Source organism: Janibacter indicus (assembly GCF_900176385.1).
GTDB classification, from domain to species: Bacteria; Actinomycetota; Actinomycetes; order Actinomycetales; family Dermatophilaceae; genus Janibacter; species Janibacter indicus.
Map to the genome: position 1 here is coordinate 1 of NZ_FWXN01000014.1, position 23,420 is coordinate 23,420.

The following is a 23,420-nucleotide window of genomic DNA, read 5'->3' on the forward strand; positions in this document are numbered from 1 at the left end:
CGACTTCCTCCACACCTACAATCACGACCGCGGCCACACCGCACTCAAAGGCGCCTCACCCGCACACCGCGTACCCAACCTGGCGGGTCAGTACAACTAGCCGTCGTTCGCCTGTAGAAAGGTCAAGGGCTTCGGAGTCGACGTCGGACTGTGCGTCCTCGTCGAGTTCGGGGTGCTCAGAGGCAATCACTTCGTCAGGCACGGCATTTTTCCTCTTGATCTCCGTCGACGGGGGTTTGGCGATTCTAGGGTAGAGACTCCGCAGATTCACGCTCCGTGGCTAGGACGGATTCAGCCCTCACACCCCCACCCGCTACACTTGACGAAGCAGCCGTTCAGTTCTGCAGCGAGCTGCTTCCCCTTTTGCAACGATGCCATCGCGCCGCGAGCGTCCCCTGCACAGCAGCAGGCATGACCCGCGCCGGGCAGAACCGAAGCATCATGACTCCGTCTGGAGCACCCTTTTTCGTGACGACCACGACCTTCGCTGACCTCGGCGTGCCCACCTCCCTGACCTCCGTCCTGGAGCAGCAGGGCATCACCACCCCGACCCCGATCCAGGCGGCGACGCTGCCGGACTCCCTCGCCGGCCGTGACGTGCTCGGCCGCGGGCGCACGGGCTCGGGCAAGACCTACGCCTTCCTCCTGCCGCTCGTCGCCCGCCTCGTCGAGTCGGGCACGCGCCGCCAGGCCAAGCGACCCCGCGCGCTGATCCTCGCCCCGACTCGCGAGCTCGCCACCCAGATCGAGGACTCCCTCACCCCGCTCGCGCAGGCCGTCGGCCTGCGCAGCCGCACCGTCTTCGGCGGCGTCGGCCAGAACCCCCAGGTCAAGGCCATCGCCGCCGGCGTCGACGTCGTCGTCGCCTGCCCGGGCCGCCTCGAGGACCTCATGGGCCAGGGGCACGTCGACCTGTCGGCCATCGAGGTGACGATCCTCGACGAAGCCGACCACATGGCCGACCTCGGCTTCCTCCCCGGCGTCAAGCGGATCCTCGACAAGACCCCGCGCGGCAGCCAGCGGATGCTCTTCTCCGCGACCCTCGACGGCGCGATCAACCAGATCGTCAAGCGCTACCTCGAGCAGCCCGTGACCCACGAGGCCGACTCGGCCCAGTCGCCGGTCGCCAAGATGACCCACCACGTCCTGCACATCAACAGCAGCGACCACCTGCCGGTCCTCACCGACCTCGTCGCGGCCCCTGGCCGCAAGGTCGTCTTCACCCGCACCAAGCACCGCGCCAAGAAGATGGCCCGCCAGCTCAACGCCGCTGGCGTGCCCGCGGTCGAGCTGCACGGCAACCTCAGCCAGAATGCGCGCACCCGGACCATGGAGGCCTTCCACTCCGGCACCGCGCAGACCCTCGTCGCCACCGACATCGCCGCCCGCGGCATCCACGTCGACGACGTCTCGCTCGTCATCCACGCCGACCCGCCGGTCGAGCACAAGGCCTACCTCCACCGCTCCGGTCGCACCGCGCGCGCCGGCGCCGAGGGCACGGTCGTCACGCTCATGACCGACGAGCAGGTCCGCGACGTCCGCGACCTCACCCGCAAGGCCGGCATCAAGCCGACGACGACCCGCGTGGGCGTCGGCCACGAGCTGCTCACCGAGCTCGCCCCCGGCGAGCGCACCTACCCCGGTCCCTTCGTCGTCGAGGCTCCTGCCCAGCAGGGCAACGGCCGGGCGAAGGGAGGCAACCGCGGCGGTGGTCGAGGTGGCCAGGGTCAGGGCGGCCGCAGCTCCCAGGGCCGCGGCGGCTCGGGCGGTCAGGGCTCCGCGCGCGGTGAGCGTGGCGGTGCCGGGCGCTCCCGCAACGGTGGCGGTCAGGGCGGCTCCGGCCGCGGCCGTAACGGCGGCGGCCAGGGCGGTCAGTCCCGAGGCGGCAGCCAGGGCAGCGGCGGCGGTCAGCGTCGCGGCGGCCAGGGCGGCAACCGCCAGGGCGCCTCGCGCGGCGGCAGCGTCGTCGCCTTCTCCTCGAGCAGCACCGGTCGCAGCGGCCGCCGCTGATCCACCCCCACTGAATGAAATACGACCCGCGCGTCTGGACGCGCGGGTCGTATTTCATCCGCCGAGGGGGCCGACAGAGGGGGCAGCTCGTCGCCGGGCTGCTCGCCGAACCACCCCGGCCTAGCCGAAGACCGCGACCGTCTGCCGGCTGATCGCGACGAGCCGCCCGTCCGGGTGCCACACCCGAGCATCGGTGTGCGCGTAGCCGCCCTCGGCGGTGTCCGTGCGCACCGAGTAGGCCCAGTGCGTGTCGGGCTCGGCCGTGACGTCGTCGACGATCTCGAGGGTCCATGTCATGCTGCTGCCCGGCTTGAGCTCCGAGAGCATCTGCACCACGGCCGGCGGCCAGCAGTCGACGAGCGTGACGAAGTGCCGGATGTCGAAGGTCGGCGGCGCCTGCCGGAAGCGCATCCACCCGTCCATGTGCGAGGTCGAGGCCCCGGAGTAGGGGAAGCCGCCGTCGGCCAGCCGCATCTCGAGGTGCTGGAAGAAGTCGGGGGTCATCCCGGCGATGTAGGGGAAGGGCTCGATCGTCTCCGGGGCCGCCAGCTGCGGCGCCTCGGCGGTCGCAGCCACGCTGATCGCCGACTCGCGCGGCGCGCCGAAGGCCCCGAGCGCGACCGCCACCGGCGCGCCCTCCTGTCGCAGGGTCGCGAGGACCTGGGTGGCGCTCTTGCCCGAGCGCAGCACGTCGACCTCGGCCTGCGCAGCACCGGGCGCCACCGGCGCGACGAAGTTGACCGTCAGGCTCCGCAGCGACGCCGCCTCGGGCACGCGGGGCAGCATCGCCGAGACGAGCAGCCCGCCGACGAGCCCGCCGAAGGTGGCCCGGCCCTGGCCCCAGCCCTCTTCGACGTGGACGTCACCAGTCGCGGCCTGGTCGAGCATCTCCTGCAGATCCATGTCGTCAGCATATTTCGGCCCGGAGAAGGCCGCGGTCACCCCTCGGCGCGCAGCATCTCCCGGTAGCCCTCGCGATAGGTCGGGTAGCGCAGCTCGACCCCCGCGGCCCGCAGGCGCGCGTTGCGCATCCGCCGTCCCGTCGGCGTCTGCACGCCGGTCGGCGCCGGTCGCGCGATGCCCAGCTCGTCGGCGACGAAGCCCCGCACGTCGCCCGCAGACGCCGGCTCGTCATCCGTGCCCACGTAGAGCTCGGCCGGCATCTCGGGCATCGTCAGCAGGTGGGTGATCGCGGTGGCGGCGTCCTCGCGGTGGATCCGGTTGGTCCAGCGCCCGGGGTCGTGGTTTTCCCCGTCGCGCACCCGCTGGACGAGTCGCCCGCCCGGCCGGCCGTAGAGCCCGCTCAGCCGCAGCACCGTGCCGTGGGGCAGTGCCTCGTGGAAGAGCGCCTCCGACTCCAGCAGGATCCGCGGCCGATCCGACTGCGGCGCAACGTCGGTGGTCTCGTCGAGATCGCCCTCGAGCCCCTCGTAGACGCTCGTCGACGACACGAGCACCGCCCGCCGGGGAGTGCCCGCGCGCAGCACCGCCTCGAGCCCGTGCCGCACCGCGTCGACATAGGTCGTGCGGTAGCCGCCGGGGTCGCGCCGGTCCGGGGTCATCGTGATGACGAGCAGGTCGGCGGGCAGGTCGGGCACGGGCCCGGCCGCCAGGTCCGCGGACACCCCCCGGATGTGCGGCGGCAGGGCCGTGACCGTGCGACGCACCCCGGTGACGTCCACCCCCTTCGCATGGAGGGCGGTGCCGACCCGGGTGCCGAGGTCACCGCACCCCAGCAGCACGGCGCGAAGGGGGGAGCTGTCCGGTCGGTCCGTGGTCACGGCACGATCCTCCCACCCCTAGGGTGAGCCCATGACGCGACTCGAGCCGCTCGACCTGTGGGAGCAGGCATCCCAGGATCTCCTCGCCGTCCTGCGGGACCTCGGCGACGACGACTGGGAGCGCCCGGCGCTGCCGGGCTGGACCGTCCAGGACGTCCTCGCCCACCTCGCGCACCTCGAGTCCGAGGCGGCCGGCCTGCCCCAGCCCGACGGGGGTGCGATCGACGTCGAGTCCAGAGCCAACCAGCCGATGCCGACCGACCTCACGCACATCGGGGTCGAGGCGCGCCGGGGGCGTTCTGCCGCAGCGCTGCTCGACGAGTTCGAGACGGCGTGCGCCCGCCGCCGCGAGGTCTTCGCGGGGCTCGACCTCTCCGACCCTTCGCAGCCGGCTCCCGGCATCGTCGGTGCACTCGGCTGGGACCTGGCGACCCTGCTGCGCAACCGCCCCATCGACCTGTGGGTCCACGAGCAGGACATCCGCTCCGCCACCGGTCGCCCCCTGACGACCACCGGTGTCGGGGCCGCGCACGTCGCCGGCCTCATGACGAAGATCTTCCCGATGAGCCTGCGCCGGCTACCGGCCGGCACCGCGGTCGTCGCCGACATCTCCGGGCCGCAGGGCCGGGTGCTCGCCGCCCGGGTGGGCGACGACGGGAGGGCTGCCCCCTTCGACCCGAGCGAAGGGAGTGACGTCACCCTCGAGATGGACGACGTCACGTGGCTGCGGCTCACCGGCGGTCGGGTCGACCCGGCGGACGCCGACGTCACGGTCGCCGGCGACGAGGGGACGGCGGCCGTCGTCCTCGGCCGGCTCAACGTCACCCCATGATCCGCCACGGCCCCTGAGGAGCGAGGCCGCCCGCGGCCGAGCGTCTCGAAGGGTCGTGACCTCCCCCGGATCGCGAGGCGTAGCGTGAGCCTCATGGAGTACCGATACCTCGGCAACAGCGGTCTGAAGATCAGCGAGATCGCCTACGGCAACTGGCTCACCCACGGCTCGCAGGTCGAGGCCGACGCCGCGACCGCCTGCGTGCGGGCGGCGCTCGACCACGGCATCTCGACCTTCGACACCGCCGACGTCTACGCCAACACCGCGGCGGAGACGGTCCTCGGCGAAGCCCTCAAGGGGCAGCGGCGCGAGTCGCTCGAGATCCTCACCAAGGTCTACTGGCCCACCGGCCCCGGCGGGCACAACGACTCCGGCCTGTCCGCCAAGCACATCCGTGAGTCGATCGACGGGTCGCTGCGCCGCCTGCAGACCGACTACGTCGACCTCTACCAGGCGCACCGCTTCGACACCGAGACGCCGCTCGAGGAGACGATGCAGGCCTTCGCCGACGTCGTCCGCTCGGGCAAGGCGCTCTACATCGGCGTCAGCGAGTGGACCGCCGAGCAGATCCGCGAGGGGCACCGGCTCGCGAGCGAGCTCGGCATCCGGCTCATCTCCAGCCAGCCGCAGTACTCGATGATCTGGCGGATCATCGAGGACGAGGTCGTCCCCACCTGCGAGGAGCTGGGCCTGTCACAGATCGTCTGGAGCCCCGTGGCCCAGGGGATCCTCACCGGCAAGTACCAGCCGGGTCAGCCTCTGCCCGAAGGGAGCCGCGCCGCCCACGAGGAGGTCGGCGGCTCGATCTCCGGGCGGGTCGGCAACGACGCCCTGCTCACCGCGGTCCAAGGGCTGCGGCCGATCGCCGACGAGGTGGGCCTGTCGATGGCCCAGCTCGCCGTCGCGTGGGTGCTGCAGAACCGCAACGTCGCCGCGGCCATCATCGGTGCGTCCCGCCCGGAGCAGGTGGAGGAAAACGTCGCCGCGTCCGGCGTGACGCTCGAGCCGCAGGTCCTGGCGCAGATCGATGCCGTCCTCGGCGAGCACGTCGAGCGCGACGCCGGCCTGACCGAGGCCAACGCGCCCAAGCGTCGCCCGAGCTGACCGCGGGGGCGGCCGGGCTCACCCCTGCCCGGCCGCCCACTCCCGCACCCGCGCCGCCGACTCCTCGTCGGACAGGTCCTCGACGCGGGTCATGACGGCCCAGCGCAGCCCGTGCGGGTCGCGGATCGAGGCGAAGCGGTCGCCGGAGACGAAGTCGGCGAGCGACTCCCGGATCGTCGCGCCCGCGGCCTGCGCCTCGGCGACCACGGCGTCGACGTCGGGCACGTAGAGCGCGATCGAGGAGCAGACGACGTCGTCCTCGTGGGGTGCGACGAGACCGAAGTCCGGCATCGGGTCGGAGATCTGCAGCCGGCCCCGCCCGAAGTCGAGCGTCGCGTGCGCGACGAGCGTCCCTCCCTTCCCGTCCGGCATCTGCGTCACGTCGACCGTGCGCGCGCCGAAGACCCGCTCGTACCACGCGATCGCGCCCTGCGCGTCCTGCACGGTGTGGAAGGGGGTCAGGCTGGTGAACCCGTGCGGCACGCCGTGGTCGGTGTGCTGGCCGGTCGCTGCGGTGGTGGTGTCCATGGGCACGACGCTAGGCAGCCCGAGGGCGGGACGCTTGAAGATCTGCGCCAACCTCGTGGGTGCCCCTACGCTCGGCCCGTGAGCGAGGCGATCCCGCGCAAGGGCCAGCTGCGTCCGGACGCCCGGGCGCCGGTCTCCCGGATCCTCCCGACGGCGGAGGGAGAGCCCCTCGCGCGGTGGTTCTGGGTGCCGGAGTGGGACCTGCCGGAGGGGACGGTGCACGAGGCGCTGACGCTGCCCTTCCCTGCGTGCCAGCTCGTCGTCGAGGCCGATGCGGTGCGGGTGTACGGCCCGGTCTCCCGGGCCTGGCGGCGCGACCTCACCGGGCGCGGCTGGGCCGTGGGCGCCCTGCTGCGTCCAGGGGCGGCCCATGCGGTCGTCGGCGACGTGGGCACGCTGCGGGACCGCGACACCGAGACGAAGGGGGCGACCCGCCTCCACGCGGACGTCACCCGGGTCATGGACGGCCCGGGCGACGCGGACGAACGGCACACCGCCGCAGCGCGGCTGCTCGAGGTCTGGCTCGCCACGCAGGTGGGGGCGGCGGTGGCCGCGGATCCCGACGCGGTCCCGGCCCGGCGTCTCGTCGAGCTGGCCGACAGCGACCCCTCCCTGCTGCGGGTCGACGACCTCGCCGCGCGACTGGGTGCGTCCGTGCGCACCCTGCAGCGATTGGCGAGCACGCACGTCGGGATGAGCCCGGGGGAGATCATCCGTCGCCGCCGGCTGCAGGAGGCGGCCGAGCGCGTCCGTGAGGAGCCGGGAGCCGACCTGTCGACGATCGCCGCGGACCTCGGCTACGCCGACCACGCCCACCTCACACGCGAGTTCGGCAGGATGCTCGGCTTCACCCCGACCGGGTACCGCGCCGGGGGCACTGAGTCACACTGACTCAGTGTCCGGACCGCTGGGTCGCGGCACAGCCCGGCCCTGGAATGGCCAGTCGAAGAAGGAGCGCGACATCCAGGTCGCGGATCTTCTTCGACTCGCGGAGGGGGTGAGGTCCTCGTCATCATCGGGGCCTGTCCACGGAGGGCCGACGCGACTACCGTTGGTGCATGGAGCCCCTCTCGATCCTGCGCTCGCCACCCGTCGTCGGGCTGGCCTCGCTCGCGGCGCAACGCCTGCTGAGCCGGGGGTCGTCCACGTCACCTGCCACGTCGCTCCTCGGAGCGGCGGTCGCGGTGGCCGGCCTGGGGGTCGCCGCCGCCGGCATCCGCGAGATCCGCGCCGCGGGCACGACCCTCGACCCGACCCGCCCGGCCGACGCGAGCAAGGTCGTGCGCCAGGGCATCTATCGCTACTCCCGCAACCCGATCTACCTCGGTGACGCCCTGCTGCTCGCCGGCTACGCGATCCACCGCCGCGACCTGCTCGCCATCCTGCCGGTGGCCGGGTTCGTCGGGGTCATCGACACCTTCCAGGTCTCGGCCGAGGAGGAGGCGCTGCGCGACCGATTCGGCTCGACCTACGGCGACTACGTGGCGAGCGTGCGGCGCTGGTTGTGACCCGCGCGGGACCGGCCCGCGCCCGTGCAGGACCGCGCCCAGGCCGGCTCACGCCAGTTGCTCACGCCAGCTGCTGCCCGGAGGTCGCACGGGTGACCCGGTCGTGCAGGTCGACGAGCACGGACGCGTCTCCGTCCGGGGCGGGGCCGGTCACCGACAGCAGCTCGCACACGGCACGGCGGGCGCACGCCCGCTCGTAGTCCCTGAGCCACCTCTCCGCGGTCCGCTCGGCGCCACCGAGGTACGGCCAGCCCACGTGGATCCTCGGCATGCCGACCCGGTGGGGCTTCGGCGTCAGCCGGGCCCGGGAGGTCTGGTGCAGTCCGCACAGCCGCACGTAGAGGTCGTCCGAGCCGAGGTCGACGAGGGTCGCCAGGTCGGGAGGCCCGCTCGCCAGGCCGGTGATGATGACCCGCAGGCTGGCTGCGGTCCGATAGGTGCGCACCCCGAGGTCGGGGTGCCCCGTCGCCCACCGGGCGATGCGCTCGAGCGCGGGCCCGGGGTCGGGCTGCACGGTGCGAAACAGCTTGCGCTGCGGAGCCGGCAGGTCGACGTCGGCCACGAGCAGCACATCGGTGTTGAGCACCTCGACGCCCATCCGGTTGCGCGTCACGGCCCCGATCAGTGCACCGTCGGCGCCGCGCACCTTGTGGAGGACCTCCTCGCGCAGGGGCGTGCGGGGGTAGTAGTCAAGGCCGGCCCGCCCGCGGGTCAGCTGGTCGACGGCCGCGGCGAGCCGGTGCTGCGCGCGCATGGCCGCGTCGGCGGCCGACTCCGCCGACCACCCCCAGATGCGCAGGGGGAAGCGCCGCCCCTCGTGCTCGACCTCGGCGCTCGCGAACTGCCAGTGCTGGGGGAGGGGTCGCATGCGCCCGAGTCTGCCGGAGGTCAGTCCGACTGGTCGGCCAAGCCGGCCCGGCCGAGCCACGGGCCGGTGAGCTCGGCGACCGACTGGGTGAGCGCCTTTTGCAGCAGCGGGCCGAAGGTCACCCGGCGCACCCCCGCGTCGCGCAGCTCCTGCAGGGACCCCGAGGGGGCGCCGTCGACGGGGTGGGCGGTGACGTTGAGCGGCAGCGAGGTCGCCTCCATGAGGGTGGCGAGGGTGGCCGCGTCGGGGATCTTCACCGGGTAGACGCAGCGGGCCCCGGCCTCCTCGCACGCCCGGATGCGGGTGATCGCCTCGGCGACCGGGTCGGGGAAACGGTCGGTGCTGTGGAGCAGCGCGTCGGTGCGTGCATTGATGACGAGCTCGACGCCGGCATCGTCGGCGGCCTGGCGCAGCGCCCCGATGTAGTCGGCGTGCTCCGCGACCTCGCGCACCCGGCCCTGTGAGTGCACGGTGTCCTCGACGTTGATGCCCACCGCGCCCGCGTCGAGGACGCGCTCGACGAGCTGGGCGGCCGGGGTGTCGTAGCCGGACTCGACGTCCGCACTCACCGGCACGCGCACGGCCGAGCAGATCCGACGGATGCCGTCGAGCGCGTCGTCCAGGGTCATCCCCTCGCCGTCCTGCTGACCGCGGGAGTCGGCGAGCGGGTGGCTGCCGATCGTCACCGCGGGGAAGCCTGCGTCGACGACCGCACGCGCGGACCACACGTCCCAGACGGTGGGCAGCACGAGGGTCTCGTCGGTGTGGTGCAGGCGGAGGAGGTCGCTGGCCAGGCTCTTGAGATCGCTCATGGCTCCACCCTCCCAACTGGCGAAGGGGGGCGACAAGGCCTCAGCCGATCAGGCCGGCGTCCCGGGCGAGCGAGACGGCCTCGCCGCGCGTCGCGGCGCCCAGCTTGGCGAGGATGTTGGAGACGTGGACGCTCGCGGTCTTGCGGGAGATGAAGAGCTCGGCGGCGATCTGGCCATTGGTCCGGCCGCGCTCGAGCAGGGCGAGCACCTCGCTCTCGCGCGGGGTGAGCGGCGTGGTGCGGGGGGAGTCGGCGCGCGGGGAGTCGACGCTCGCGGTGTGCGGGGAGTCGGCGCCGGCCGCGCGGGCCGCAGGGGCGTCGAGGACCGCCAGGGCCTCGAGCACCGGCCGGGCACCCAGGCGGGTCGCCAGGGCGCGACTGGCCGCCGTGGCGACGCGGGCCTCGTCCGCTCGACCCGCGGCGGTCAGGGCCTGAGCCAGGCGCAGCAGCGACCGGGCGTGCTCGGGCACCTGGGGCAGGTCGGCGAAGGCGGCCACGGAGCGTTGCCACGCGTCGACGACCTCGTCGGAGGAGGCGGTGGCGTCGAGCCGCAGCAGCTCCGCCTCGAGCCGCCGGGCCCAGGCCCTGCTCTCGGGGCCGACCGGCTCACGTTCGCCGCCCGCAGATGCCGGGTCGCTCCCTTCGTCCACGGGCGCCACCGCGGGGACCGCGCCGATGCCGTCGGGTCCCGGAGGGATGCGCAGGTCCGGGACGATCTCGCCGACCTGCCCGGCGAGCCGGTGCGTCGTCTGCCGCAGGGCGGTGAGCAGGTTCTCGGGCACGCGGCCGTCGGCGGCGAGGTCGGCGCTCTGGCCGGCGAGGAGGGCGGTGATGCGCACGATGGCCTGGGTCCGTGGACCCCAGGCGCGCTGGAGGGACTCCACCCCCGTCACGACCCACTCGAGCAACCGGGTGGCCTCACCGGCCCGGCCGAGGACGTCGATCATGCCGCCGAGGCAGCCGACGACGAGCAGCGCGTCGACGTCCCACCAGTCGCGGGTGCCGTCGAGCCGGTGCTCGAGGCCGCTTTCCCCGCGGGCGACGAGCAGCTCGACGAGCGCGCTCTCCATGAATCCGCGGGGAGGCTGGGGCAGGTCGTCCGGCGACGTGAGCAGCCGCTCGGCCTCGTCCCAGCGCCCCAGCTCGTAGGCGGCGCGGCCGGCCTGCAGCCGGCACTCCATCCCGTAGGGGCCCCAGGTCCGCTTCTCACGCTCGGCGACGGCGACCCCACGGGTGTAGTGCGCGTGGGCGGACTCCAGCCGGCCCGCGTTGCGGTCGAGGTTGCCCAGCCGCAGCAGGGTGGGCAGCAGCACGTCGGGTGCGCTCTCGTCGGCGGCCGCGGTCATGAGCCCCTGGTAGGCGAGGTCGGGGTCCGTGGCGGCGAGCAGCCGGGCCTGCTGCATGCGCACCCGGGAGACCACGCGCGACATCCCCAGGTGCTCGGCCCGGAGGAGCAGGTCGTCGGCGACCGCGCCGGCGTCGACGTGCCTGCTGTTGACGAGCACGTCGAGGTGGTCGAGGGCGACGGTGAGGCATTCCTCGTCGTACTCCTGCGGCAGCAGGGCCACCGCCTCGCTCGACATCGCGACCGGGTCGCTCGGCAGGTCGAGCGTCGTGTACTTGGCGGCGGCCCGTGCGAGCAGCCGGGCTCGCAGCACGGGCTGCTCGGCCGGGTCGAGGTCGCGGACGGCCTCCTCGAGCAGGTCGATGGCGCGCACCGAGTCACCGGCCCGGTCGGCCGCGCGAGAGGCGACGAGGGCGATCCGCCCGCGTCGCTCCGCGTCGTCGTCCAGCCAACCGAGGGCCGCCTCGTACAGCCGCTGGGCGTCTCGCGCCCCACCGACGCGCAGGGCCTCGTCGCCGGCGGCCACGGCCGCGGTCACGGCTGTCTCGGTGTCGCCGGTCGCGGCCGCGTGCCGGGCGAGGTCGACGGCCGAGCCGAGGTCGGGTCGGGCCTGCAGGGCCTCGATCCAGGCGCGGTGCCAGCGCCGACGCGCTCCTGGCAGCAGCTCCTCGGCCAGGGTCTCACCGAGCAGCGAGTGGCGAAATCGCAGCGCCCCGCCCGCCGTCTCGAGGATGTGGTGGTCGATGGCCGCGTGCAGCGCCGCGTCGAGGTCGTCGGGGTCCATGTCGACGACGGCGGCGAGCAGCTCGGGCTCGAGCGCTCCTCCCGCGAGGGACGCGGCCCGCACGACCGTCCGGGCCGCGTCGTCGAGGCGGTCGAGCCGCAGCCGGAGGAGGCGGGCCAGGTCGACGCTCGTCGTGTCCCCGCTCGCGACGAGCTCCTCGGCGAAGAAGGGGTTGCCCTCGGACCGGTCGACCACCTGCGACAGGTCGGTGCCCTCGGTGGCCGGTCCGAGGGAGCGCACCAGTCGACGCATCTGGGCGTCCGGGAGCGGGCCGAGGTCGATGCGTCCGACGAGCGGCAGCCGCGTCCACACGGTGAGTACCTCGTGGAGCGGGTGGCGGCGGTGGACGTCGTCGCTGCGGTAGGTGACGACGAGCGTGACGGGGGTGCTGAACCCCCTCGTGAGCAGCAGCGTCAGCAGGTCGCGTGAGCTGTGGTCGGCCCAGTGGACGTCCTCGACGACGACGAGGAGCGGGCGCTCGCGGGCCGCCTCGGTGAGCAGCGCGTGGACGGCGTGCGCGACCCGTCCGGGTTCCTCGCCGGTCACCGCGCCCTCGCCCGGGCGCAGCGCGTGCAGGGCGGGGTGGGTCGCCAGGGTGCTGCGGACGATGTCCGGGACGAGCTCGTCGAGGCCGGCGACGACCTCGACGAAGGGGAGCCAGGCGAGCGTCGACCCGCCGACCCCGACGCAGTGCCCGACGACGACCCGGTGGTCGGCGGTGGTCGCCTGCTGCCCGATCTCGGCGACGAGCCGAGACTTGCCGATACCGGCGTCCCCGCTCACGAGCACGCCGGCCAACCCCGTGTCCGGGTCTGTGGTGAGCCCCGCGGCCGCGCGCAGCCGGGCGAGCTCGGCGTCTCTCCCGACGAGGGCGTGCGGGCGCGGGGCGAGGGGCATGCCGCCGATCATCCCAGTGGCGGTCCCCGAGTGCGGACTCACTGGTCCACGGTGCTCGCGCGGGCGTCTCCGTGGCGGTGGTGCAGGTGGGTCACCCGGTGCCACAGCCCCGGGAGGTGGTGGCGTCCGGTCCGCGGGCGCGCGACGGTGGTGACGTGGTCCCGCTCGAAGCGGTAGGCGACCTCGGCGGCGACGAAGGTCGGGTCGGTGGCCATGTTCATCAGGTGCTCCTTCTCTCGGTGGTGAGGTCCACCCTTCGCCCCTGAGGTAGGCCCCGACATCGGTCAGGTGCCCTATCCGGTGCCTCAGATCCGCCGGTCCCCGTGCGTCGACACGAGCGGAGCGGGTAGTCAGCCGGCGAAGACCGCCCCGAGAGCACAAGGAGCGCACGATGAGCGAGACCGAGATCGAGACCGTCGCCAAGATCATGCGGGAGACGAGGATCGCCGTCCTCACCCACGTCGAGGACGGACGCCTGGTGTCGGTGCCGATGGGCACCCAGGACCTCGACGACCCGGGCACCATCCACTTCATCACTGAGGCCGACACCGACAAGGTGCGGGCGATCGCGGCCCACCCCGAGGTCAACATCGCGTATGCCACGGACGACGGCTGGGTGAGCGTCAGCGGCACGGCCCGTCGCAACGACGACCGGGAGTTGCTCGGGCGGCTGTGGGACGCGTCGGCCGGTGCCTTCATGGAGGGCGGCCCTGATGACCCGAACAGCACCCTGATCACGGTCACGGCCGACACCGCGCGCTACTGGACCTCGCCCGGCACCGTGGCGACGGTCGTCCAGATGGCCAAGGGACTCGTCAGCGACGGGCGGCCCGACCTCGGCGACACCGGCACCGTCAGCCTCTGAGCGACGCCGCGTCCCCGGCGTGTCGCGCCGCCCCCACGCGGGGCCACGACGCGCGCTCGTCGGGGGATGCGTGTAGCGTCGAACCCGTCCGAAGCTCCACTTCCCCGGTGCCCGACGGTGGTCGTCAACCTCCGTCGCATGGAGGACAGCATGACCACGACCTCTCCCCGACCAGACCTCGCCGCATTGACCGAGCGGTTCCTCGCCGTCAGGGCACGGACCGACCGGCTCACCCGGGACCTCGGTCCCGAGGACCAGACGCCGCAGTCGATGACCGAGGCCAGCCCGGTGAAGTGGCACCGGGCCCACACCACGTGGTTCTTCGAGGAGTTCGTCCTCGGTGCCGACCCTGCCTACCGACCGCGCGACCCCGCCTTCCGCTATCTCTTCAACAGCTACTACGAGGCCGTGGGGGAGCGTCACCCCCGCGCCGCGCGCGGACACGTGACCCGTCCGGGCGTCGCCGAGGTCGCGGCCTACCGCCAGGACGTCGAGGAGCAGCTCGTCGCCCGGCTCGAGGACGGGACCCTCGACGAGGCGCTGCTCGACCTCGTCGAGCTCGGCTGCCACCACGAGGAGCAGCACCAGGAGCTGCTCCTCATGGACGTCAAGCACCTCCTCTCGGGCAATGTCCTCCAGCCGGTCTACGTTGAGCGGGCGCCCGACCCCGACCCCGCGGCCGACCCGGTCCCGCAGCGCTGGACGCACGTGCCCGGTGGGGTCACGCACATCGGAGACGACGGCAGCGGCTTCGCCTTCGACAACGAGCGCCCGCGTCACCGGGTGTGGCTCGACGACGTCGAGGTCGGCACCCGCCAGGTGACCAACGCCGAGTGGGTCCGGTTCATCGACGACGGCGGCTACGCCCGCCCCGACCTGTGGCTCTCCGACGGGTGGGCGACCCTGCAGGCCACGGGGTGGGACGCGCCCGGCTACTGGCGCCGGGACGACGACCACGGCTGGACGACCTTCACCCTGTCGGGACGCCGTCCGGTGGTGGCCGCCGAGCCGGTGTGCCACATCTCCTTCTTCGAGGCCGATGCCTTCGCCCGGTGGGCGGGCCACCGCCTGCCCACCGAGCAGGAGTGGGAGGCCCGCGCCGTGAGCGGTCACCAGACGCACGGCGGTCTGCTCGACCCCGAGCGCTGCCACCCCGGGCCGGCGGCCGAGGTCACCTTCGGCGACGTCTGGGAGTGGACGGCGAGCGCGTACCTGCCGTACCCGGGATTCGAGACGGCCCCGGGCGCCGTGGGCGAGTACAACGGCAAGTTCATGAACGACCAGCACGTCCTGCGGGGCGCGTCGGCCATCACCCCGCCCCATCACTCTCGAGTGACCTACCGCAACTTCTTCCCCGCCGGTGCCCGCTGGGCCTTCTCCGGTCTGAGGCTCGCCCGATGAGCGCTGCCGAGCTTGAGGTGTCCAACCGCACCGAGCTGGAGGCGGACCTGCGGGCCGGCCTCTGGTCCGACCCCGCGACGCTCCCACCGCGCTGGTTCTACGACGAGCGGGGCAGCCGCCTCTTCGACGAGATCACCGCTCTGCCCGAGTACTACCCGACCCGCGCGGAGCACGAGATCCTCGCCCGGCGCAGCCACGAGATCGTCCGACTCACGGGAGCGCGGAGCCTGCATGAGCTGGGCGCGGGCACGGCGACCAAGACGCGCGAGCTGCTCGACGCTCTGACCGCCGGTGGCCGCAGCGCGCTGTACGTGCCGCTCGACATCAGCGAGGAGGTGCTGCTCGAGGCCGCGGACCAGTTGCGGGTGGACTACCCGGGTCTGACCGTCGAGCCGGCCGTCGCCGACTTCCATCGGCTGCCGACTCTCACCGGCGAGCCCGGCGGGCGGCTGCTGGCCTTCCTTGGCGGGACCATCGGCAACTTCGAGGAGGAAGCGCGGGCGGACTTCCTGCGGATGGTCCACGCCGCCCTCGACCCGGGGGACCATGTGCTCCTCGGCGCCGACCTCGTCAAGGACCGTACGCGTCTCGTCGCGGCCTATGACGACGAGGCCGGGATCACCGCACTGTTCAACCTCAACCTCATCGACGTCATCACCCGCACCACCCCCGTCAGTGGCCTGGACCGCGCCGACTTCGTCCACGAGGCCGCTTGGGACGAGGAGTCCTCACGGATCGAGATGCGGCTGCGGGCGGTGCGGGACATCACCGCCGACTTCAGCGGTATCGGACGGACCTGGCGGCTGGCTGCGGGGGAGCACCTGCGTACGGAGATCTCCCGCAAGTTCGATCTCGACGCCCTGCGCGACGAGCTCGTCGGACACGGGTTCGACCCGGTTGCGGCCTGGACGGACGGGGCCGGGGACTTCTCGCTCACCCTGGCGCGCGTCGACGCGTGAGTACTGTGGTGCTCGATCGATTCCGAGGGCGGATCCTGGGCGCCGGGAGCACCAGCGGTCTGCGCCTGGTCATCGGGGACTGGACGTGCTCGCCGCTCGGGGCCTTCACCGACGTCATGGTGGCGACGGCCCAGGGGCGTCGGATCCTGCTCGCCCCGGACGAGGCGGTGGCGCAGTACGTGTCCGCGACCTACACCTTCGACGAGGTCCGTCTCTGTCCGGTGACGCTGGTCGACGCACCGGACGGCTGGCGCCTCGCCGCGGGGCCGCTGAGCTGCCAGATCGGGATCGGCCACCGCACCTGGCTTGGCTGGCTCCTGCGACCCGTGCCGGAACGCGTGGGGCGCAGCCGAGCGTTCGCGCGTCTGTGCGACCCGGTCGCCCGTCGCCTGCTCCCGGGTGTGCGCACCGTCGGCAGCGCCGGCGGCGGCCGACGCGAGTACTACGGTGCCCACGACCAGCACCGCCTCACGTCACTGGGCGGCACGTGGCACGGGGCCGACCTCGGCGCCCTCGCGCCGGTGTCCCCAGCGCCGCGCTTCGGGTTCAGCTCCACCCCGGCGGCGCCGAGCCTGACCCGGGTGACGACCACTGTCGCGCGCCCGACGGTGGGCTGAGCCCTGGCGGCATCGGGTGACCACCCGATGAGGCGAAGATCTTCGGGTACGACTCAGGTCGCCGCGTCGTAGCGGGCGAGGGCCTCGAGGCGCTCCTGCGCGTGGTCGACGATCCGCTGTGGGTATCCGTGCGCGTACCCGTCGTCGTGCTTCCACGGTTCGTGCGCGGCCGCCCCGTCGAGGTGCGCGAGTTCCGGCACCCACCGACGTACGTAGGTCCCGTCGGGGTCGAATCGCCTGCCCTGCGTCACGGGGTTGAAGACCCGGAAGTACGGCGACGCGTCCGTCCCCGTGCCCGCGACCCACTGCCAGCCGTGATTGTTGGACGCGAGGTCCCCGTCGACGAGGTGCTCGAGGAAGTGTCGCGCGCCGACGGGCCACCACACGTGCAGGTCCTTGGTGAGGAAGCTCGCCGTGGCCATCCGCACCCGGTTGTGCATCCATCCCTCGCCGAGCAGCTGGCGCATGCCGGCATCGACGATCGGGTAACCGGTGCGCCCCTCGCGCCACGCCTCGATGGCGTCTTGCGGTTCGTCGTAGCGAAGGGGGAGTGGCCGCAGGTCCTGCCACGCGGAGTCCGGGTTGGCCCAGAGCACGTCGGCGTAGAACTCCCGCCAGGCGAGCTCCGTGCGGTAGGTCTGCGCCCCGTCGCCGCGCTCGCCGCGCAGGTCGTGGAGGAGCTGGCGGGGGTGGACGACCCCGAGGTGCAGGTCGGCGGACATGCGCGAGGTCCCCTCGACCGCCGGGAGGTCGCGATCGTGGTCGTAGTCGGCCAGCGCCTCGTCGCGGAAGCGCACCCAGCGCCGCCGGGCGGCGTCCTCGCCCGCGGTCGGAAGGTCGATCGGGCACTCACGCGCTGCCTTGTCGAGCATCGCCTCGACCCGGCCGTCGGTGTCGGCCTCGATCCACTCGACCCCACGCGGCGCACTCGTCGGCTCGTCCCAGCCGTGCTCGCGCCACGCGGTGGCGAAGGGGGTGAAGACCTTGAAGGGGGTGCCTCCCTTCGTCCGCACCGTGCCGGGGTCGACGGCAAAGGGCGAGCCGGTGGCCACACCCTCGACGCCGATCTCGCGCAGCGCGGCGACGACACGACGATCGCGCTCGACGCCGCCGGGCTCGTTCTCCCGGCTGACGTGGACCGAGGTGGCCCCGACCTCGCGGGCGACGCGCGGCACGACCTCGGCCGGGTCGCCGAGGCGGATGACGAGACGACCGTCGAGCGACGCGTCGAGCGCCCGCAGAGTGGCGGCCAACCACGCGGTCTTCGCGCGGCCGGCCGGCCCCCACATCGTCGGGTCGATGACGAAGAGTGGGAGCACAGCTCCCCGGGAGGCGGCTTCCCGCAGGGCGGGGTGGTCGCGCAGACGCAGGTCCCGGCGAAACCACATGATCGCGGTGCCCATCACAGGCGGAGAAGCATCTTGCCCGTGTTGGCACCGTCGAGCAGGTCCATGAAGGCCTGCGGGGCGGCGTCGAGGCCGTCGCGGAAGGTCTCGTCGGCGACCAGTCGACCTTCGGTGAGCCACTGGGGCGCCCGGGAGTGGTACTCGGCGACGAGTTCGGGGTACTGACCGACGACGAAGCCGCGCAGGGTCAGCCCCTTGCCGATGGCGAGGGTCAGGTTGCGGGGTGCAGCGGGCGGCTCGGTCGAGTTGTACTGCGAGATCGCCCCGCACATCGCGACCCGACCGAAGGTCGACAGCGCGCCGATCGCGGCCTCGAGGTGCTCGCCGCCGACGTTGTCGAAGTAGACGTCGATGCCGTCGGGCGCGACCGAGGCCAGCCCCTCGGCGACGGGACCGTCGCGGTAGCTGAAGGCCGCGTCGTAGCCCAGCTCGACCACGCGGGCGACCTTGTCGGCGGAGCCGGCGGAGCCGACGACCCGGCCGGCGCCCAGCGCCTTGGCGATCTGGCCAGCGGCCTGGCCGACGGCGCCGGCCGCGCCGGAGACGAAGACGGTGTCTCCCTCGCGCATGCCGGCCACGGCGGTCAGCCCGACGTAGGCCGTCAGGCCGGTGAGGCCGAGGACGCCGAGATAGGTCGAGGCGGGCGCGGCGTCGGTGTCGACGACCCGCACGGACTTCGCCGGGAGCACCGCGTGCTCGCGCCAGCCGAGGCCGTGCAGCACGTGCTGGCCCACGGCGACGTCGTCGGAGCGGGAGGCGATGACTGCGCCGACCGCGCCGCCGTCGAGCGGGGCGTCGATCTCGAAGGGGGCGACGTAGGACTTCACGTCGTTCATCCGACCGCGCATGTAGGGGTCGACCGACATGACGACATTGCGCACGAGCACCTGGCCGTCGGCGAGCTGCGGCAACTCAACGGTCTCGAGGCGGAAGTTGTCGGCCGTCGGCGCGCCCTGCGGGCGCGAGGCGAGGACGATCTGGCGGGTGGTCGTGGGGATCTGGGTCATCGGCGATCAGTCCCGCGTGACCGTGACGGTGACGTCGATGTTGCCGCGCGTCGCGTTGGAGTAGGGGCAGACCTCGTGGGCCTGGTCGGCGAGCCGCTGGGCTGCCTCGGCGTCGAGGTGGGGCAGGGTGACCTCGAGCTCGACGGCCAGCTGGTAGCCGCCGCCCTCCTTGGGGCCGATGTGCACGCGCGAGCCGACGGCGGAGTCGGCGACGTCGACCTTGCCGGCGCGGGCCACGGCCTGCAGCGCCGAGTGGAAGCACGCGGCGTACCCGACGGCGAAGAGCTGCTCGGGGTTGGTCCCCTCGCCCGAACCGCCCATCTCCTGGGGGATCGCAAGGTCGAGGTCGAGGCGGCCGTCGCTGGTCCGGCCGTGCCCGTCGCGGCCGGCGCCAGTAGCGAGGGCCTCTGCGGTGTAGAGGGTCTTCATCGTCATGCTCCTTGGGTGGGGGTGGTGTCGCCGACCGACGCGCAGAACCTCTGGGCCAGGTGACGCAGGGTCGCCAGCTCCTCGGGCTCCATGTCGACGGCGTCGTACAGGCGGCGCTGGATCGCCGCGACCTGCGACTCGAGCTCCCGGCCGGCATCGGTCAGGTGGATCGTCACGCGGCGGGCGTCCTCCCCTTCGCGGCGGCGCTCGACGAGCCCGCTCGCCGACAGTCGCTTGAGCAGGGGGGAGAGGGTCCCGCTGTCGAGGTGCAGCGCCTCGCCGAGCTCGGTCACGGCCTGGCCGTCGCGCTCCCAGAGCGCGAGGAGGGTGACGTACTGGGTGTACGTCAGCCCGATGTCGGCGAGGGCATCGCGGTAGGCCGCGGTCGCCGAGCGCGCCGCCGAGTAGAGGGCGAAGCAGAGCTGCTGGTCGAGGTGGTGGTCCGTCTGCACCCGATAAGCATTGCACGCAATTTAGTTGTGCGCAATGCAAATGCCCGACGGCATGTCGCACTGCAGTTCACCCGGACGAAGGGGGAGGACCCCCGGCGTTGCGGGGGAGGAGCTCGAAGCCACGCGCGAACTGCAGCGCGACACGCTTCGGCGGGTCAGCGCGGGCAGCTCGGGCAGGGCAGCACGGGCAGGTCAGGCAGGCCCCTCGGCGGTGATCTCGACGACCGGCTCGCCGTCGGTCGGCGGCATCCCGGGGTCGACGGCCTCGGTCGGCGGGGTGGCGAAGTCGTCCTCGGTGGCGGGCCGACGGTCGGTGCCGGGGAAGCGGCGCAGGTCGAGCGTCACCGGGTAGTCGGTGACCGCCGGTCCGAAGCCGCTCCTCGGGTCGGCCATGGCCGACAGGTCGACCGGGCCGGGCGTGTGCCCCGCCGTGACGAAGCGCGCGGCGCGGCGGGACTCGGCCGACGCGGCGTTGACCGGGAAGCTGTCGTAGGCGACGCCGCCCGGGTGCGTCACGTGGTGGGTGAAGCCGCCGAGGGAGCGGCCGGTCCACCGGTCGATGAGGTCGAAGACGAGCGGACCGTGGACCCCGATCGTCGGGTGCAGGGCCGAAGGGGGAGCCCACGCCCGGTAGCGGACGCCACCGACGAAGGCGCCGGAGCTCCCCTTCGCGCCGACAGGCCCGCCCCAGCCCTGCTCGGCGACGGGGACCATGGGCACCGGCACGCCGTTGCACGTGACGACGTGCCGCCCCTCGACGAGGCCGACGGCGCGGACCTGGACCTTTTCGACCGAGGAGTCGACGTAGCGGGCGGTGCCGAACTGGCTGACCTCCTCGCCGAGCACGTGCCACGGCTCGATGGCCGAGCGCAGCTCGAGCTCGACCCCGCCGACCGTCGTGTCGCCCAGCCGCGGGAAGCGGAACTCGAGGAAGGCGTCGAACCACGCCGGGTCGATCCGACCCGCACCGACGCGCTCGAGGTAGTCGTTGAGGTCGTCGAGGACGTCGCGCAGGTCGGCGGCCACGAAGGCGGGCAGCAGGTAGCGGTCGTGGAGGCGGGTGCCCCAGTGGACGAGCGGGCCGGTGTAGGGCTCGGCCCAGAAGCGCGCGACGAGCGCGCGCACGAGCAGCGCCTGCAGCAGCGCCATCCGCGGGTGCGGCGGCATCTCGAAGCCGCGCATCTCGAGCAGGCCGAGGCGGCCTCGCTCCGACCCCGGGGCGAAGAGCTTGTCGATGCAGAACTCCGACCGGTGCGTGTTGCCGGTGATGTCGGTGAGCAGGTGCCGCAGCAGCCGGTCCGCGAGCCACGGGCGGGTGTCCCGCTTGGGCCGGTGGTCGTCGTCGAGCGGGTCGGTGATCGCGGAGGCGTCGTGTTCCATCGCGATGACGTGGTCGAGCTGGGCGAAGGCGATCTCGAGCTCGTAGAGCGTGTCGGCGCGCCCTTCGTCGACGCGCGGGGCCTGCGACGTCGGCCCGATGAAGCGTCCGGAGAAGAGGTAGCTCAACGCCGGGTGGTGCTGCCAGTAGGTGATGAGCGAGCGCAGCAGGTCGGGCCGGCGCAGCATCGGGCTGTCGGCGGCGGTGGGGCCGCCGAGGGTCAGGTGGTTGCCGCCGCCGGTGCCGGTGTGCGAGCCGTCGAGGTCGAACTTCTCCGTCGACAGGTGGATCTGCCGGGCGTGCTCGTAGAGGCTCTCGGTCTGCTCGACGAGCTCGCCCCACGACGCCGTCGGCGCGACGTTGACCTCGATGACCCCGGGGTCGGGCGTCACCGACATCGTGCGGACGCGCTCGTCGCCGGGCAGGGGATAGCCCTCGAGGACCACCGGGTGGCCGGTCGCCGCGGCCGCCCCCTCGACGGCGGCGATGAGCTCGAGGGCGTCCTCGAACCGCTCGACCGGCGGCAGGAAGACGAAGAGGTGCCCGTCGCGGTGCTCGACGACGAGCGCCGTGCGCGGCGACTCCTCGATGGGCAGCACCCGGGCCGGTGCGACATCGCCGGCCGGCAGCGTCGCCGGGTCGAGGGCAGGCAGGGCTCCGCGCGGGTCGAAGGGGGATCGCTCGGGCTGGTCGGGGCCTCCCGTCCAGGCGATCGAGGACAACGGCAGCCGCAGACCGGCGGGCGAGTCCCCGGGCACGAGGGCGAGGAAGCCGCGGCGGGTGCGCCACGTCGTCGTCGCCCAGCCCTCGCCGTCGGGGGCGGGGAAGACCGGCAGCACCCAGGCGGCCGGGGTGTCGAGGTCGACCTGCTCGTCGACCCGCGCGACGACGGCCGCTCGGTGCTCGGCGTCGGAGGCGTCCTCGCTGTCGGGGGCGACGTCGCCCGCGGAGGGGCCGTCGCCGTGGGGCAGTCGGGCCTCGGTGACGACCTGCTGCAAGGGGTCCTCGACGGCGGCGACGAGCTGCTCGGGCGGGATGCCCAGGCGTCGGGCGATGCCGAGCGCGAGGTCGCGGGCCGCGCTCGCCGCCTCCGGCGAGCCGGATTCGGCGCGTGGCTCTCCCCAGGGGTCGTCGAGCAGCTCCTGGGCGCGCCACAGCGGCTCGCCGTCGGTGCGCTCGCTCAAGCCGATCTGCCAGCGCGGGAGCGGCTCGCCCGGGTACCACTTGCCTTGGCCGTGGTGTCGCAGGGTGCCGGGGCCCGAGAGGCGCCGGGCGAGCGCCATGGCGAGCTCGCGCTTCTCCTCCCCGTCGGCCGCGGTGTGCCACTGGGGGTCCTTGGTGCCGCCGGCGGCGACGAAGGTGGGCTCCCCGCCCATCGTCAGGCGCACGTCGCCCTCGACGAGCAGCCGGTCGACGGCCTCGCCGAGCTCGGTGATCCGACCCCACTGCTCCTCGCTCACGGGCTTGGTGACCCGCGGGTCCTCGGCAAACCGGGTCACCGTGTTGCTGAAGTCGAAGGTCACCTGCGTCGGGGCGGTCGCGCCGCTGATCGGCGCGGCGGACGCGGGGTGCGGGGTGCACGACAGGGGGATGTGCCCCTCACCGCACAGCAGGCCGGAGGTTGCGTCCAGACCGATCCAGCCGGCGCCGGGGACGTAGACCTCGGCCCAGGCGTGCAGGTCGGTGAAGTCCTCGGCCGGTCCGTTGAGGCTGTCGTCGCCGACGGCGCTCAGGTCGGAGGTCAGCTGCACGAGGTAGCCGGAGACGAAGCGCGCGGCCAGCCCGAGCTGGCGCAGCGCCGACACGAGCAGCCAGGCGCTGTCACGGCACGAGCCGATGCCGCGTTCGAGGGTGTGCTGCGGCGTCTGCACGCCGGCCTCGAGCCGCACCGTGTAGTCGACGCTCTCGCGGACCGCACGGTTGAGCCCGACGATGAAGTCGACGACGGGTGTGCCGGCCCCGACGGCCGCGTCGCGCGGCCCGGTGAGGATCGTCGGCAGCACCCGCTCGAGCCAGGCGGCGACCTCGGGGGCCGGGCCGCTCCCTTCGCCGGCGTCGTCGACGGGAGCGAGGTAGGGCGCCAGGTCGGCCCGCACCTGGTCCGGGTAGGCGAAGGGGAAGGTCGCCGCCCAGTCCTCGACGAAGAAGTCGAAGGGGTTGATGACCGTCATGTCCGCCGTGAGGTCGACGGTGATCTCGAGCCGGGAGACCTTGTCGGGGAAGACCACCCGGGCCAGCCAGTTGCCGAAGGGGTCCTGCTGCCAGTTGAGGAAGTGCTCGGCCGGCTCGATGCGCAGCGCATAGCTCGGGATCGGTGTGCGGGAGTGGGGCGCCGGCCGCAGGCGGATCGTGTGCGGGTAGACGTGCACGGGCTCGGCGAACTCGTAGGACGTGCGGTGCTCGAGGGCCACTCGGATGGTCACGCGACCACTCTAGGC

General features: G+C 73.2%; 21 protein-coding genes. 9 read left to right on the plus strand and 12 right to left on the minus strand.

The annotated features are described in order from the left end of the window. The first annotated feature begins 468 nt into the window (after nucleotides 1–468). The gene (locus B9B60_RS15425) at nucleotides 469–2,010 is read left to right on the plus strand and encodes a DEAD/DEAH box helicase (RefSeq protein ID WP_234993900.1); all 1,542 of its coding nucleotides are present in this window, start codon (nucleotides 469–471) and stop codon (nucleotides 2,008–2,010) included. Between the two features lie 120 nt (nucleotides 2,011–2,130). Here B9B60_RS15425 and B9B60_RS15430 read toward each other — a convergent pair whose 3' ends face one another. Both B9B60_RS15430 and B9B60_RS15435 read right to left on the minus strand, forming a co-directional pair. Continuing rightward, nucleotides 2,131–2,913 carry an acyl-CoA thioesterase gene (locus B9B60_RS15430; RefSeq protein ID WP_072623433.1) on the minus strand — a complete coding sequence of 261 codons (783 nt, stop codon included), beginning with the start codon at nucleotides 2,911–2,913 and terminating at the stop codon, nucleotides 2,131–2,133. Nucleotides 2,914–2,948: 35 nt separating this feature from the next. After that, entirely contained in the window at nucleotides 2,949–3,791 is an 843-nt protein-coding gene (locus tag B9B60_RS15435) for a Rossmann-fold NAD(P)-binding domain-containing protein (protein WP_143445622.1), read from the minus strand. 31 nt (nucleotides 3,792–3,822) lie between these two features. Here B9B60_RS15435 and B9B60_RS15440 point away from each other — a divergent pair, with 31 nt between their 5' ends. Then, nucleotides 3,823–4,623 carry a maleylpyruvate isomerase family mycothiol-dependent enzyme gene (locus tag B9B60_RS15440; RefSeq protein ID WP_084452814.1) on the plus strand — a complete coding sequence of 267 codons (801 nt, stop codon included), beginning with the start codon at nucleotides 3,823–3,825 and terminating at the stop codon, nucleotides 4,621–4,623. 93 nt (nucleotides 4,624–4,716) lie between these two features. Beyond that, entirely contained in the window at nucleotides 4,717–5,727 is a 1,011-nt protein-coding gene (locus B9B60_RS15445) for an aldo/keto reductase family protein (protein ID WP_084452816.1), read from the plus strand. An 18-nt stretch (nucleotides 5,728–5,745) separates the two neighbouring features. Here B9B60_RS15445 and B9B60_RS15450 read toward each other — a convergent pair whose 3' ends face one another. Next, the gene (locus tag B9B60_RS15450) at nucleotides 5,746–6,255 is read right to left on the minus strand and encodes a VOC family protein (protein ID WP_084452818.1); all 510 of its coding nucleotides are present in this window, start codon (nucleotides 6,253–6,255) and stop codon (nucleotides 5,746–5,748) included. Between the two features lie 78 nt (nucleotides 6,256–6,333). Here B9B60_RS15450 and B9B60_RS15455 point away from each other — a divergent pair, with 78 nt between their 5' ends. Next, nucleotides 6,334–7,146 (plus strand): AraC family transcriptional regulator, encoded by an 813-nt coding sequence (locus B9B60_RS15455; RefSeq protein WP_094078802.1) that lies wholly within the window; start codon nucleotides 6,334–6,336, stop codon nucleotides 7,144–7,146. A gap of 167 nt (nucleotides 7,147–7,313) precedes the next feature. After that, nucleotides 7,314–7,763 (plus strand): methyltransferase family protein, encoded by a 450-nt coding sequence (locus B9B60_RS15460; RefSeq protein ID WP_072623437.1) that lies wholly within the window; start codon nucleotides 7,314–7,316, stop codon nucleotides 7,761–7,763. A 61-nt stretch (nucleotides 7,764–7,824) separates the two neighbouring features. On the opposite strand, the gene B9B60_RS15465 is transcribed toward B9B60_RS15460, so the two are convergent. From B9B60_RS15465 to B9B60_RS17240, 4 genes are read right to left on the minus strand one after another with little or no spacing between them, the layout of a single operon-like run. Beyond that, the gene (locus B9B60_RS15465; RefSeq protein WP_084452819.1) at nucleotides 7,825–8,631 is read right to left on the minus strand and encodes a hypothetical protein; all 807 of its coding nucleotides are present in this window, start codon (nucleotides 8,629–8,631) and stop codon (nucleotides 7,825–7,827) included. 20 nt (nucleotides 8,632–8,651) lie between these two features. After that, nucleotides 8,652–9,443, minus strand: coding sequence for an isocitrate lyase/PEP mutase family protein (locus B9B60_RS15470; protein WP_084452821.1), 792 nt, complete (start codon nucleotides 9,441–9,443; stop codon nucleotides 8,652–8,654). A 40-nt stretch (nucleotides 9,444–9,483) separates the two neighbouring features. Further along, nucleotides 9,484–12,468, minus strand: coding sequence for a helix-turn-helix transcriptional regulator (locus tag B9B60_RS15475; RefSeq protein WP_159451231.1), 2,985 nt, complete (start codon nucleotides 12,466–12,468; stop codon nucleotides 9,484–9,486). A gap of 38 nt (nucleotides 12,469–12,506) precedes the next feature. Further along, nucleotides 12,507–12,689 (minus strand): hypothetical protein, encoded by a 183-nt coding sequence (locus tag B9B60_RS17240; RefSeq protein WP_159451232.1) that lies wholly within the window; start codon nucleotides 12,687–12,689, stop codon nucleotides 12,507–12,509. 170 nt (nucleotides 12,690–12,859) lie between these two features. Between B9B60_RS17240 and B9B60_RS15480 the strand changes: the two genes are divergently transcribed. The 4 genes from B9B60_RS15480 to B9B60_RS15495 all read left to right on the plus strand — a co-directional run bounded on the left by B9B60_RS15480 (nucleotide 12,860) and on the right by B9B60_RS15495 (nucleotide 16,310). After that, nucleotides 12,860–13,333, plus strand: a complete 474-nt coding sequence (locus B9B60_RS15480) for a pyridoxamine 5'-phosphate oxidase family protein (protein WP_084452924.1) — start codon at nucleotides 12,860–12,862, stop codon at nucleotides 13,331–13,333. Between the two features lie 150 nt (nucleotides 13,334–13,483). Then, nucleotides 13,484–14,734: an ergothioneine biosynthesis protein EgtB gene (gene egtB, locus B9B60_RS15485; RefSeq protein WP_234993901.1), complete on the plus strand. Its 1,251-nt coding sequence runs from the start codon at nucleotides 13,484–13,486 to the stop codon at nucleotides 14,732–14,734. Beyond that, nucleotides 14,731–15,693 (plus strand): L-histidine N(alpha)-methyltransferase, encoded by a 963-nt coding sequence (gene egtD / locus B9B60_RS15490; RefSeq protein WP_084452827.1) that lies wholly within the window; start codon nucleotides 14,731–14,733, stop codon nucleotides 15,691–15,693. Before egtB ends, egtD begins: the two co-directional genes overlap by 4 nt. Next, entirely contained in the window at nucleotides 15,690–16,310 is a 621-nt protein-coding gene (locus B9B60_RS15495; RefSeq protein ID WP_084452829.1) for a hypothetical protein, read from the plus strand. The genes egtD and B9B60_RS15495 overlap by 4 nt, the downstream gene beginning before the upstream one ends. Before the next feature lie 53 nt (nucleotides 16,311–16,363). On the opposite strand, the gene B9B60_RS15500 is transcribed toward B9B60_RS15495, so the two are convergent. From B9B60_RS15500 to B9B60_RS15520, 5 genes are all read right to left on the minus strand, one after another. Beyond that, nucleotides 16,364–17,713: a cryptochrome/photolyase family protein gene (locus B9B60_RS15500; RefSeq protein ID WP_084452926.1), complete on the minus strand. Its 1,350-nt coding sequence runs from the start codon at nucleotides 17,711–17,713 to the stop codon at nucleotides 16,364–16,366. Beyond that, nucleotides 17,713–18,723 (minus strand): NADP-dependent oxidoreductase, encoded by a 1,011-nt coding sequence (locus B9B60_RS15505; protein ID WP_084452831.1) that lies wholly within the window; start codon nucleotides 18,721–18,723, stop codon nucleotides 17,713–17,715. The genes B9B60_RS15500 and B9B60_RS15505 overlap by 1 nt, the downstream gene beginning before the upstream one ends. Nucleotides 18,724–18,729: 6 nt before the next feature. Beyond that, complete coding sequence (locus B9B60_RS15510) at nucleotides 18,730–19,152, minus strand: organic hydroperoxide resistance protein (RefSeq protein ID WP_084452833.1); 423 nt, start codon at nucleotides 19,150–19,152, stop codon at nucleotides 18,730–18,732. 2 nt (nucleotides 19,153–19,154) lie between these two features. Further along, nucleotides 19,155–19,604 (minus strand): MarR family winged helix-turn-helix transcriptional regulator, encoded by a 450-nt coding sequence (locus B9B60_RS15515; RefSeq protein ID WP_084452835.1) that lies wholly within the window; start codon nucleotides 19,602–19,604, stop codon nucleotides 19,155–19,157. Nucleotides 19,605–19,796: 192 nt separating this feature from the next. After that, entirely contained in the window at nucleotides 19,797–23,405 is a 3,609-nt protein-coding gene (locus B9B60_RS15520) for a transglutaminase family protein (protein ID WP_084452837.1), read from the minus strand. Nucleotides 23,406–23,420: the final 15 nt, after the last annotated feature.